At 34.6% G+C, this 12,541-nt stretch carries 15 protein-coding genes and 1 pseudogene; 9 read left to right on the top strand and 7 right to left on the bottom strand.

All coding sequences use genetic code 11. From position 1 onward, the window contains the following. Positions 1-10: 10 nt before the first annotated feature. Positions 11-427 carry a GNAT family N-acetyltransferase gene (locus tag ACFEL3_RS02245; RefSeq protein WP_083250453.1) on the bottom strand — a complete coding sequence of 139 codons (417 nt, stop codon included), beginning with the start codon at positions 425-427 and terminating at the stop codon, positions 11-13. A gap of 8 nt (positions 428-435) precedes the next feature. Further along, complete coding sequence (gene ccmC / locus ACFEL3_RS02240) at positions 436-1,146, bottom strand: heme ABC transporter permease CcmC (RefSeq protein WP_010962525.1); 711 nt, start codon at positions 1,144-1,146, stop codon at positions 436-438. Between the two features lie 135 nt (positions 1,147-1,281). On the opposite strand from ccmC, the gene ACFEL3_RS02235 reads away from it, so the two are divergent. The 7 genes from ACFEL3_RS02235 (at position 1,282) to ACFEL3_RS02205 (ending at position 3,768) form a co-directional block, all read left to right on the top strand. Next, positions 1,282-2,112 (top strand): pyruvate, water dikinase regulatory protein, encoded by an 831-nt coding sequence (locus tag ACFEL3_RS02235; RefSeq protein WP_006280267.1) that lies wholly within the window; start codon positions 1,282-1,284, stop codon positions 2,110-2,112. Positions 2,113-2,161: 49 nt separating this feature from the next. Continuing rightward, positions 2,162-2,290: a type B 50S ribosomal protein L36 gene (gene ykgO, locus ACFEL3_RS02230; protein WP_006279631.1), complete on the top strand. Its 129-nt coding sequence runs from the start codon at positions 2,162-2,164 to the stop codon at positions 2,288-2,290. Between the two features lie 49 nt (positions 2,291-2,339). Beyond that, complete coding sequence (locus ACFEL3_RS02225; protein ID WP_010962526.1) at positions 2,340-2,654, top strand: FtsB family cell division protein; 315 nt, start codon at positions 2,340-2,342, stop codon at positions 2,652-2,654. 79 nt (positions 2,655-2,733) lie between these two features. Beyond that, positions 2,734-3,027 carry a transposase gene (locus tag ACFEL3_RS02220; RefSeq protein WP_007548709.1) on the top strand — a complete coding sequence of 98 codons (294 nt, stop codon included), beginning with the start codon at positions 2,734-2,736 and terminating at the stop codon, positions 3,025-3,027. Then, positions 3,012-3,446, top strand: a complete 435-nt coding sequence (locus ACFEL3_RS02215) for an IS3 family transposase (protein ID WP_144078574.1) — start codon at positions 3,012-3,014, stop codon at positions 3,444-3,446. The genes ACFEL3_RS02220 and ACFEL3_RS02215 overlap by 16 nt, the downstream gene beginning before the upstream one ends. Positions 3,447-3,479: 33 nt before the next feature. Beyond that, the gene (locus tag ACFEL3_RS02210) at positions 3,480-3,611 is read left to right on the top strand and encodes a transposase family protein (RefSeq protein WP_167347065.1); all 132 of its coding nucleotides are present in this window, start codon (positions 3,480-3,482) and stop codon (positions 3,609-3,611) included. Then, entirely contained in the window at positions 3,604-3,768 is a 165-nt protein-coding gene (locus tag ACFEL3_RS02205; protein WP_010082072.1) for an IS3 family transposase, read from the top strand. The genes ACFEL3_RS02210 and ACFEL3_RS02205 overlap by 8 nt, the downstream gene beginning before the upstream one ends. A gap of 100 nt (positions 3,769-3,868) precedes the next feature. Here the strand turns inward: ACFEL3_RS02205 and ACFEL3_RS02200 are convergent, their stop codons facing one another. The 4 genes and pseudogenes from ACFEL3_RS02200 to ACFEL3_RS02185 all read right to left on the bottom strand — a co-directional run. Further along, entirely contained in the window at positions 3,869-4,951 is a 1,083-nt protein-coding gene (locus tag ACFEL3_RS02200) for an efflux RND transporter periplasmic adaptor subunit (protein WP_010962527.1), read from the bottom strand. 201 nt (positions 4,952-5,152) lie between these two features. Next, positions 5,153-6,235, bottom strand: a complete 1,083-nt coding sequence (locus ACFEL3_RS02195; protein WP_010082532.1) for a Fic family protein — start codon at positions 6,233-6,235, stop codon at positions 5,153-5,155. 237 nt (positions 6,236-6,472) lie between these two features. Next, on the bottom strand, positions 6,473-8,221 hold the full coding sequence (dnaG, locus tag ACFEL3_RS02190; protein WP_010082533.1) for a DNA primase: 1,749 nt from the start codon (positions 8,219-8,221) through the stop codon (positions 6,473-6,475). 618 nt (positions 8,222-8,839) lie between these two features. After that, a pseudogene (locus ACFEL3_RS02185) lies at positions 8,840-8,926 on the bottom strand (WPE palindromic element domain-containing protein); the annotation flags it as partial. 195 nt (positions 8,927-9,121) lie between these two features. Here ACFEL3_RS02185 and ubiG point away from each other — a divergent pair. Next, positions 9,122-10,297 carry a bifunctional 2-polyprenyl-6-hydroxyphenol methylase/3-demethylubiquinol 3-O-methyltransferase UbiG gene (ubiG, locus tag ACFEL3_RS02180; RefSeq protein ID WP_010962529.1) on the top strand — a complete coding sequence of 392 codons (1,176 nt, stop codon included), beginning with the start codon at positions 9,122-9,124 and terminating at the stop codon, positions 10,295-10,297. A gap of 11 nt (positions 10,298-10,308) precedes the next feature. On the opposite strand, the gene ACFEL3_RS02175 is transcribed toward ubiG, so the two are convergent. Then, positions 10,309-10,749 (bottom strand): TrbC/VirB2 family protein, encoded by a 441-nt coding sequence (locus ACFEL3_RS02175; RefSeq protein ID WP_010082521.1) that lies wholly within the window; start codon positions 10,747-10,749, stop codon positions 10,309-10,311. A 139-nt stretch (positions 10,750-10,888) separates the two neighbouring features. On the opposite strand from ACFEL3_RS02175, the gene metG reads away from it, so the two are divergent. Beyond that, a complete protein-coding gene (gene metG / locus ACFEL3_RS02170; RefSeq protein ID WP_038228048.1) occupies positions 10,889-12,526 on the top strand; it encodes a methionine--tRNA ligase in 1,638 nt (545 codons plus the stop codon). Positions 12,527-12,541: the final 15 nt, after the last annotated feature.

Raw genomic sequence — 12,541 nt, 5'->3', positions numbered from 1 at the left:
ACAACGGTTGCTATTTTACAGTGCATCTCACAACACTTTCTTCAAAAATATACATGTTAACATACCCTGGACGTACAAGATCACACTTATACCCAAGCTTTTCATAAAATACTTTCGCTTTTTGAAAATTCATGGTTGCAACGGTTGCTATTTTACAGTGCATCTCACGACCATAATCATGAACTTCTTCCATTAGCTGCTTTCCCATACCTTTTCTTCTATAATCAGAGTGCACCCAAAGCAAGTCAGTGTAAATTGAACCATAGATAACAAAACCGCTACAACCTACAATAATTTGTTCAGTATCATCGCGAATAAAAAAAGCAAATGGGTTACACGTACCTTTATCAACGGTTTCTTCATTAATCTTTTTGAGTAGGAATTCAATGTCTTTGCTACTTGGTGATGTGGTGTGTTCTATTTTCATCTCTCGGCCTAATACCGCATACTGATTTCTCTCTTTATCTTATATAAATTAATTAAGTAAAGTGAATACAGTATCCACACTACTAAAAAAAATGTGGCACAAAACATAAACATTGCAACCAGTGGCAACAGCAGGGAACTTTCTATTGCTATTCCACCTTTTCTCAAAATGCTTGCTGGCTGATGGAGAGTGGACCATAAATTCACGGAAAATTTTACTATAGGAATATTTATAGCACTAAAGATGGCAAATACTGCTGCTGATTTTTCTGCCCTCGCTTCATTATCAAAAGCGCTCCACAATGAAAGGTAGCCAACATATAGGAAAAATAAAATCAGCATTGAAGTAAGCCTTGCATCCCATACCCACCAAGTGCCCCAGGTTCCTTTTCCCCAGATGCTGCCTGTGATTAAGCATATTGCCGAAAAGACTGTCCCTGCAGGAGCAGCAGCATGTGCCAAGACACTAGCAATGCTATTGTTCCATACCAATGAAATGAAACCAAGTGATGCAATTAATCCATATATTCCAAGAGCAAGCCATGCAGAAGGCACATGAATGTACATGATTCGTACAATTTCTCCTTGTTTATAATCTTCTGGAGAGAAGAATAACGCCAAAGACATTCCAATTAAAAAACATGCGAAACAAATAACCCCAAGCCAAGGTAGAGCTTTCTTAGAAAAATAAGAGAAATTTGTAGGCTTTAATAAAAACATTCGTTTTGAGAATAATTGTGTTAAGAATTTACCAATTAGTTTGAGTTTTATCAACAGGATAGTTTTTCTATATTTACGTAGGTCAACAAATTAGCATAATTTCAGTAGCAGATTGCTAGCTATTATTTTTAGTATATGACCCTTAAAAAGCTTAATCTACACTTAGTATCAGATTCAAGTGGTGAAACTGTTATATCAGTTGCAAAATCAGCTCTGAAACACTTTCGTTCTGTAGAAACGATCGAATATGTTTGGTCTTTTGTAAAAGGAGAAGAGCAGATTGACAAAATTCTGGAGGAAATTAATAGGAAAAGTGATGAGCATAATTTTGTTATATGCACTATTACTGATGATGAGCTAAGAAAATATCTAAAAGATAACTGTATAAAGTTGAAAATTCCCTATAGAGCAATATTATCACATATTATTAGAGAAATTTCGTCTTATCTTGAAATTGAAAAAGACGAAAAGCTTGACTTGCATACTGAGATAAATAACGAATATTTTCAGCGCATTGAGGCAATAAACTACACTATTAATCATGATGATGGACAAAATATTCAAGATATTGATAAAGCAGATATAATTTTGGTTGGAGTTTCACGTACATCAAAATCTCCCACCAGTACGTATTTAGCTTACCGAGGCTATAAAGTTGCAAATATTCCTTTTGTTAGTGGAGTACCCTTTTATGTTGACTTGGCAAAATTAAAAAATAAACTAACGATAGGGGTAACAATAGACGTAAGTAGGCTAATAGAAATACGCAAAAATAGACTTACTTCAATTAACAACGAAGATAATAATATATATGCTAACCCTGAGAAAGTAGAAAAGGAAATTAAAGAAGCAGAGGAGCTCTTTAAACAGAATAACTGGCCAATTATCGATGTCACGCAAAAGTCGATCGAAGAAGTATCAGCAACAATTATACAATATTTTAATAAAATGTTATCAATTGACTAACTCTTGATAAGTGATTATAATGTAAAGTAATTTAATTCTTACTATAGATATGAAAGTCAAAGGGTCGCTAAAATCTCATCGTAACAGAGATAAAAATTGTAAAGTTGTGAAAAGGGGTGGTAAGATTTACATTATAAATAAGGTAAAGCCAAGGTGTAAAGCGCGTCAAGGTTCTTAGCTTTTTGTTCACCTTTTCATGTTATATATTTTTTATATGTGAAAGTACGGTGCTTATATCTAAAAAGAAGCAAAAATTACTGTGTTTAAGCGCAGCCTTACTCATTTCTTCCCTTACATTATATTTCAGCATTAGCACAATTACAGGTAAACGTGGCTTATTGACGTTAATCGATTTAAAAAAAGAAATCGAGTACAATAAACTTTTGCTAAAGGATGTCTCTTCTGAAAAGGAAAAGTTGGACAACAAAGTATTTGGCTTATATGAAAAAAGCTTAGATTTAGATCTGCTTGATGAGCAAGCAAAAAATGCTTTAGGTTATGTGAACCCTAATGAACTTATGGTTGTTCTTGACGTGGAATAGCAGTAGTGACCTTACCCAGAAAAAGTGGAGAGAAAGAAAAGAGTTTTTTTGGGTAAAATAAAATTTTGGAGGATTAGAAATGGTAAGAGAATATACAGCAGAATTCAAATTGGAAGCTGTTAAACTGGCAAATGAACAAAGAAAGGTAGGTCAACCAGTTGCAAAAGTAGCAAGAGATCTAGGAATAAGGGATAGTGTATTAGGAAAATGGATGAAGAAATATAACGAAAAAAAGTCAGCGGCAAATGCATTTCCAGATGTAGCACCTTATGACAAAGAGAGGTTTGATTTACAAAGCAAGAGTAACAAGGGAAAGAGACATTTAAAAAAAAGCCCTGGCCAGTCAAAAAGAGTAAAATATTTTTTTATATAGTAACTGCTATAAAGTACAGGAATTATGTAGGATTTTCTGCTAGTGGCTACTATAAGTGGACCACAAGAAAAATAAGCAGTAGAGAATCAGCAAATAAAGAGCTACTCGAAGCTATTCAAAAAATATATCAAGTTTCTAAATGTAGATATGGAGCTCCTAAAATTCATGCTGAATTGAAGGCTTTGGGTAAAAGTTGCAATTTGAAAACGGTGCAAAGTATTATGCAGAAAAATGACATCAGGGCTATACTGAGAAGAAAGTTTAAAATTAAAAAACAACAAACAGATAATAGAGCTGTAGCTCCCAATATACTAGATCAAAACTTTATTGTTGATCAACCAAATAAAGTATGGGATTACTTACATCAAAACCAAGGAGGGATGGCTATATTTGGCAGCAATAATTCTCACGTATGGTAGTTAATGAGTAGTGCAATAAATAAACAATTGGTTATGAACTCTTTATTAATGGCCATTAATAGGCGTAAACCTGTTAAAAATCTACTGCTGCACAGTGACCAAGGTTCACAATATACTGCGCAAGGGTATCAATATCTCTTAGCTGTAAAGAATATAGATGAGTAATAAAGGCTGTTGTTACGACAATTCTGTTGCAGAAAGCTTCTTTAGCTCATTGAAAAGAGAAATACTTATTGATACTTCACAACACTCTGCTCAACAAACTAGAACTGCAATATTTGAATACATAGAAATTTTTTATAACAAACAACGTCACTATTAACTATTGCATTCCAGAACAATTTGATGCATCATTCTTTTTGTAAAAAACATTCCACACTTTCTCTCCACTTTTTCTGGGTAAGGTCAAAGGATCTTATGTCTTAAACCTTATCACCAGGCTTAACAAATAGGTGGCCCAATACTATTAACTTTATGGGTTTATCTTCGTTATTTGCTACTATCCAAACCCCATCGCTCTCATGATCAACAATTTCTATTGGTGCAAATACTACATAATTATTGTCATCAACAATCTTTATTCCAAGAGCACCCTCGTCACTTAAGCTCAGGGCTGAAGAAGGAACTTTATATGCAAATCTTTCGCCTGAAGGTAGCCTTACGTTGGCAGTTAGTCCCTGCAAGGATATCATTTTATTATTAGTTACCTTTACTTCTACCCTATAAGACCCAGTTTTAGGCTCAGCAATTTTACTAATAAAACTTACTTCACCTGCCAATTCTTTTCCGTCCAGCAAATTAATTTGAGCTGTGCTGCCTAGCTCTATTTTATTTACTTCATTTTCCGAAACGTATAACACTACAAGAATTTGATCGAAATTAACCACGTCAGCTATTTTTTGCCCAGCATTAACAAAATCCCCTTCGTTTGCATTGATTTTATCAATATAACCATCTATAGGAGATGTGACTGCAGTATTTTCTAAATCCAATTCTAGCCTTTTTAGGTCAGCTTTTGCACTTTGTAACGCAGTAAAAGCTGCTTCTACTTGTATTTGTGCCCCATAGCCTTTTTTATTCAGTTTGTGAGAGGAATCATACTCAATTTCACGCTGCTTTAATAAAGCTTTGGCTTTCTGAGCTTGCTCAATCCTGTCATAATCTTCTATCTTTAACACTACATCATCTCTTTTTACCTTTTCACCATCAGGTAAATAAATAGCAATAATCTTACCACTTATTTTTGAGACAAGGCTAGCTCTATGTAAGGGATTTACTGTACCAGAAAAATTTAAATATATAGTGCGGTTTTGCGGCGCACATTCTTGAGTTTTTACTGAAAAGCTACTAGTTGCATTATCGCTATGAACCGCCTGATCTTTTTTTAAAAATGCACTGCTGATAAAAAACAGTAGAATAAAAGCAATACTGGAAATGATGATTACTTTATTTCTCATCTTTAAACAATAGAATTTGTTGATCAATCTTGTTAGAAACAACTGCATAAATTTTCGAATCAGAAATGTAAGTATAATACATGTACCATTGTCACTCCATAAATAGTTTTATATGAGAACAAACACAAGATTTTCCTACAATAAGTAAGTTTTTTATTGCTAAAATGCAATTTTTAATCGAATAAAATTGCAAACAAAGTTGTGCATAAGACTGGATTTAAAAAAATCTCGAAAAACATACTAAAACTTTTAAATAATAACTTTATATCTAGTGGCTTTGCCTTCTCCAAGACGCTGTAAGTATTTCATCCCTAGCAGTTTCTTTGTAATTGCCTCTACTGTTCTTGGAGGAAATCCTAGAGCTTCTATAGCATCTTTTCTACTAAATTCTTTATCTGCAAGGCTAAGTGCCCATTCCCAGAAGAACAATTGTTTTCTTGATAATAAATATTCAGTATTCTCCCTCTCAAGAATATAATGCGCCTCATTTGCTTGCGTTTTGAGTACATTAAGAAAAAATATTAACCACGGGGAAATATCTTCTTTGCCACTTTTCCAGCTACTTTGTGTTTTATTAAGCGCTAAATAGTAATCAAGTTTGTTAGTTTCAATTATCTTTTCATGTGATACAATAGATACAAAATCATAACCCTGCTGCAACAGCATTAAATTAGTCATCAATCTACTAGTTCTGCCATTCCCATCTTGAAAAGGGTGTATTGCCAGATACTCAAAAACAAAGTTAGCAATAATAATAAGAGGATGCTTAAATTTATTATTTAAGGACCAGTGATACCAATCAATAAGCTCTTGTACTTCCTTTCTAACAAGGTAAGGTGGTGTGGGATCAAAAATTATACCAACAACTTTTCCATTCTGATCTTTTGCCTCAACTCTATTAGAACTTGCTTTGTATTTTCCTCTATGATACAAATCTTTTTCACTATAAAGTAGCATCTGGTTGTTAATGTGCAATATTGATGACTCACTAATTGGAATATCCGTATAATCATGAAATATTAGTGTAAGCATTTCTAAGTAGCCAGCAATTTCTTGCTCATCTCTATTTTTAAATTTTTTGACACGTAGGTTTTTATATAGATCCTCAACTTCTTTATCGGTTAGACGATTTCCTTCAATACGGTTAGAAGCGCCAGAAGATGTAACAATAACTGAATGAGTTAATCTTTCAATTGTTTGTGGTAGTAGTTTTTTCGTTATCTGCCAGCTATTTTTAACACTATCAACTGCAGTAATTAACTCGTACACTTGCTCAATTACAGGCCCTTCTAGGTTGAGACGCGTACTAAGACGAAAATTCTTCCAGTTCATATTCTTCTCACATGCATATTATGTGAGATAATGTGAGATAATGTGATAAAAGTCAATAGTAAACTTTATATGCACAGCAGAGCTAACTACAAAAATTATACATTTTCAAGTGATCCTAACCATATCAAAAACTACAGGGCAAAGCTGTTAGAGGAAGGCTTAATTAGTTAAAAATTTCAATCTTATGTAAAATATTGTCTTATTTTGTAATTTTCTTGTTGACTAACGAGACGATATCTACTTTTCAATAAACTCCATTTGCATTTCTTGTATACTGCTTTCTATTTGCTTTATTTGTTCTATCAACCTTTCCTCTAAGTCAAGATTACCGCTCAGCCTCGCTTCGGTTCTTTCTTTTCGTAATGCATTTAACTCTTTTAGTAACACTATATTATTCCACACAATTTCTGCAGATTTTCTCTCGTTCAGTTGGCTATTTAGTACACTAGTTTTTTCAAATACATACTTTATAACGTTAAACTGTTTCAATTCTTGTAACAAAGCCTCTTTATCGAGGTTGCTTTTGTTACTTATTACATCAATTATACGCTGTTGTAATCTTTTCATCTCATTAGTAAATTCAAAATGAGAAAATTGCTCAAAAAATATAGGACGGTTCAAGATTTCAGGAAATTCTACGGCTATACGCAAAATTACGGCCTGATTTTGCTCTGCTTCAATTAGCTCTGGAGACTTGTTATGAAGATACTCACCTTTTGTTGCTCTAGTTTTACTATTAAAAATCTGTTTTTTGAAGCTACTTCTTAGTTCACTAGCCTTATTGTAAAAATAATCTCTGTAATACCTTCTAATACTGCTGTTGCTAATAGTATTTACATATTCCATGAACTTGTGCTCAAGAATTGAATATTTTTCCGGAGCAAGTTTTTCATAATTTTGCAAATTGCTATCGATTATGTGATGCCATAAATATTCAGAATGCAGTTTTGTTGAATGGTCAAGAGCAGTCAACACGTCTTCTTTCTTGTATTCCAGTTCGTTACATATATCGTATGGATCTTTATTACTCGGCAAAGTCACAAACTTTAACGTGTATCCAGGCTCTAATATTAGCAGAGCAAGTTCTGCAACTCGAGTAGCAGCATGACGTCCAGCACTATCGCCATCCATACAGATGGAGATTTCTTTAGCAAATCTCCATAGATTTTTTATCTGTTCTGCAGAAATTGCGGTACCAAGCGGAGCAACTGCATTACTAATTCCCGCTTGATGTAGCGCTATAGCGTCCATATATCCTTCAACAACGAGTATGTGCTGTTTTTTACGTATTTCGCTTAAAGCAAAGTTTAATCCGTATAAATTCTCCCTCTTCTTGAAGAGCTGACTCTCTGGACTGTTTAAATATTTCGGCTGTTGCTCAGAACTTAGCGCACGTCCGCCAAAACCAATAACTCTCCCTGCAATGCTCTGTATAGGAAATATCAGCCGGTCATAAAAATAATCATGAAAATTTTTGTTTACTAATCCAATATCAATTAAAATTTTGTCTTCAATACCTGAAGAGTTTAAATACTCTTTCAAACCAGAGCTTGGTGCATAACCTATCTTAAATTTATCTATGATTTTAGGTAAAATCTTACGCTGCTTTAAATAATCTACAACACCTTGATTTTTTTGTGCAAACCAATTTGCAGCTAAATCAAGCGCTAAAAATAGTTTATTGTCCTCTTTTGTAATACTAAGATTTTTGGGCAGTTCAACACCTGTAACCGATGCTAATTTTTCCAATGCTTCTTTAAAGCTTAATCCTTCAGTTTGTGAAATAAATTCAAATGCATCACCACTAGCCAAGCAACCAAAACAGTAATATAACCCCTTAGTATTGCTCACCGAAAAAGATGGGGTTTTTTCGTTATGAAATGGACAGAGCCCAACAAAACTATCTCCTCTTTTTATTAATCTGACTTTTTTACCTACTAGGTCGGATAATAATAATTTTGATTTTATAATATCTATATGATCCATCTTGTTAAATTAGTAGTAGGATAAAAATTATATAGAATTTATACACATCTGACTCGAAATTTATTTCTATAACTAAAGCAATTTGGATTTACCGACAATGTAGCTATACAAATTCAAGAGCAATCCTGTCATCCAGGTAGCCCACAGAAACAAAAAACTTCCTTGACAAACCTCGCCAGCGCCCTTATCATGAAACTGAAGCTATTTATTTATCTTCTCTGCACAGATTAAATGACAAAAAAACTCAACGTATCTGGCGTCTCATGTTTAATTTTTTGCACTATGTGCACCTTATGTCTTTATCAAATTTCCGGGTTTTGACCTACACAAGCTGAAATACGCTTATAAAGCATTTAAAACATTAAAAAACGCCAACTTAAAAAATGGATAGTGAATAACTAGCTACCCTAGGGTTTCTTTTGCCTTTTTTTCTGTTTAGTAAATTTCTTAACGTTTATAATTTAGATTAGTTGCGGCTTAAAAGCAGCTAAATCGCGGTTATTAAGTGTTTAGAATAAAAAAACGCCATACTTGAAAGTATAATGTAAGTAATTAGCCAACCACGGGGCTTCTTTTGCCTTTTTTTTCGTTTGGTAAATTTCTTAATATTTATACAGAAGGTGTCATTCCAGTGCTTGACACTGGAATCCAGTTCTTATTATACAGCTATCTGGTGTACTTATTTAAAATTAAGTTTTCTGGATCTCAGTGCCAAAGCACTGGGATGACACCCTTCCTGGCGGAGATTATTCTCAAATCACAATGTTCGTACAGTTGTGGAATGAATTGCGGTATGACGTAGGAAAACCTTAGCTATAGCTTTAGAACTCCCAAAAGGTCAGAAGCATTGAATGACTTGACAGAAAGTTCAAACCCATATAAAATGTCCTTATTTCTTATATGTTAGGTATAGTATCAATTGCCTCAGATCATGCTGGTTATGAATTAAAATCAGAAATAAAACCTTACCTGGAAGCCCTAGGTTACAGAGTAGTAGATCAAGGCTGCACTGCTAAGCAAAAGTGTGTAGATTACCCAAACTATGCTGTTAAAGTTGTAGAAGATATAACAAGCAAAAAAGCAAATTATGGGATATTAATTTGTGGTACAGGTTTGGGCATGAGTACTGTGGCAAATCGTTTTGAAGGAATCTACGCTGCTTTATGTAACAGTGTTGAGATCGCAAAATTAGCTCGCGAGCATGGCAACGCAAATGTACTGTGTCTTGGTGCAGGATTTACTGCGAGTGGATTAGCAAAAGACATAGTCAAACAATTCCTCGAAACAGAATTTTCAAAAGAAAGCAGACATAAAAAACGCCTTGATAAACTCAGCAATATAACCTCTAAGAAAAAAAAAACAAAAACTTATAACGAAGATGAAATATCAAAATTCGCTAAAATGGCAGGCCAGTGGTGGGATGAGAACGGCAAATTCAAACCATTGCACATAATGAATCCTGTTAGAGTATCTTACATTATTGAGAAAATAAAAGAGTTAAAAAAATGCAATTTGAAAGAATTATCATTGCTTGATGTTGGATGCGGTGGTGGCATTTTGTCAGAGTCAATGGCACGCGTTGGCATTAACGTTGTGGGAATAGATGTATGTGAAGAAAACATAAAAGTAGCGCATTCACATGCAAAAAAAGTAGGGTTAAATATAGAATATATACACACCAGCATTGAAGAGCTAAGCAATGACAAGAAGTACGACGTGGTTCTGCTGATGGAAGTAGTTGAACATGTGGATAATTTAGAGCTTTTCATGAAAAAAGCGATAGAACTGCTAAAACCGGAGGGGTTAATCTTTATATCCACAATAAATAGAACTATTAAATCCTTTTGTCTTGCAATAATTGGTGCAGAGTACATATTAAATTGGCTGCCAAAAGGTACACATAACTGGAATAAATTTCTCAAGCCGTCAGAAATTGCAAATCACTTAAGAGAAAATAATGTAACGCTGCAAAACATGGCTGGCATGGAGTACAACGTAATAAAGCGTGAGTGGAATCTAACTAAAGGCGTGGATGTTAATTATATACTCTGCGGTTTGTTAGATTTAACTCTATAAAAGCACCATTTTCACTTCCAATACTTTGAAGGATCTTGGCCAGCTTTTATACAGTAGCCTTTATTAGTTAGCGCCCAACCGGAACGACAAGCATAACCTGTACCTACACGTTCATATCCAGGAGCAGCAACACACTTTCCATTCTCCAAGGTTTGACCTTTAAAAAGACAACAAACTTCTTTTTCTGTTACCTTTGTTACAATTTGAGGAGCACCAAAAAACACAGCAACAAACATACCCAGTGCGAAAAGTGCAGGCCAAGGCATTCTGCCAAATATTGCAAGTAAGCTTGAACCAATTATTACCACTGTAATCATTGGTCCACCTATTCCATGAACGTAACCTATTACATTACACATTACATCTGTTGCTCCATCAGCGTGTGCATCAAATGCATAGAAAACTATAAATAGAATTACAAGAAAATTTCTCATTGTTCTTTCAATAATCATGCCTGATTGTTTCTTATTTTAATAAAATTTCAGTAAATAGCTTTTTTCAAAAATTATGCTTAACCCAATCAATATTTATTTATTACTGCCTTTTTAATACTATAATTAACTCAGTTGATTTTTATCAAAATGCTAAACCATGGAACAATTCGAGAACTTTTACATCACCACGCCAGTATATTACGTAAACGATAAGCCGCATATTGGTCATGCATACACTTCTCTCTTGTGTGACGTGGTGGCAAGGTTCATGAAACTAGCTGGGAAAAATGTCAAATTTACCACTGGTACAGATGAACATGGACAAAAAATAGAAAAAGCAGCTAAAGCAAAGGAAATGCAGCCAAAAGAATTTACAGATGAAGTGAGCGTTTCATTTAAAGAATTGGCTAAGTTCATGAATTTTGAGTATGACGATTTTATTCGCACTACGGAGGAACGTCACAAAAAAGCAGTTATAGCTTTATGGAATAGACTTGAAGAGAGAGGGCAAATATATTTGGATTCCTATTCGGGTTGGTATTCAGTTCGTGATGAAGCATTTTATCAGGAGTCAGAGCTGATAGATGGCAAAGCACCAACAGGTGCTGAGGTCCAGTGGATAAAAGAAGAGAGTTACTTTTTTCGCTTATCAAACTGGCAAGAAAAATTACTGGAACTCTATAAAAATCAGCCAAGTTTTATCTTTCCTGAGAGCAGAAGAAATGAAGTGATATCGTTTGTAAGATCAGGGCTCATTGACCTCTCAATCTCTCGCACTAGTTTTAACTGGGGAATAAAAGTACCAGGTAATGACAAACACGTAATCTATGTCTGGATAGATGCATTAACCAATTATCTTACATCAATAGGTTTCCCTAGTACTGAAGGTGAGGAATATAAGAGGTTTTGGGCAGAACCAGAAACACAGATTCCAGTGTCAAGCACTGGAATGACACCAAACCAAGGGAAAACGCAGATTCCAGTGTCAAGCGCTGCAAACCTAGCTGACAACTCTTTCAACGTTCATGTAATCGGTAAAGACATATTGCGCTTTCATGCTGTATATTGGCCAGCGATTCTCCTTGCAGCAGACCTGCCACTGCCAAAACAAATTGCAGTTCATGGTTGGTGGTTGAACGAGGGAGAGAAAATATCCAAGTCCCTTGGTAATGTCATAGATCCAATTGGCCTCGCTCAAGAGTTTGGTGTTGATCAGCTACGCTATTTTCTCCTCAGGGAAGCAAGCTTCGGCCAAGATGGCAACTTTAGTAAGAAAAATATGATCAGCCGGATAAATTCAGAACTGGCAAACAACATAGGCAATTTAGTACAAAGAACAATTTCATTTTTACACAAGCAATGTTCTGGAATTGTACCAACAATCGATCAAAGCCTACTTAAAGGTGAAGAAAGTCTTCCAGGTTGCAAAGCTATACTCGATCAAGTGATGAATCACCTATCAAAGTATGAATTTAACCATATCATACTTCTAATCATCAACATCTCTTCTGAAGCAAATGCCTACATAGACAAAAGTGCACCCTGGACACTAAGCAAAACTGACAGAGAGCGCATGAATTTAGTAATTTACAAGTTACTGGAATATATCAGGATAATAGGCATTTTATTGCAGCCAATCGTTCCCAAGTCAGCAGAGATGATACTAAATCAACTGCAAATTCCGAAAGAACAACGAGATTTAAAATCTTTGTGCGACGCGTGCGTAAGTTCAGGCATAACATTGCCTAAACCTACGCCGGTTTTTTTGAGGGTTGATGCTAAAGAGGAGAAATAGTGTAAAAACTATTTC

The sequence above is a fragment of the Wolbachia endosymbiont (group A) of Opomyza germinationis genome (genome assembly GCF_964264765.1).
Taxonomy (GTDB): domain Bacteria; phylum Pseudomonadota; class Alphaproteobacteria; order Rickettsiales; family Anaplasmataceae; genus Wolbachia; species Wolbachia pipientis.
Note: the sequence above shows the minus strand (reverse complement) of the source record. Positions and strands in the feature narration are given on the sequence as shown.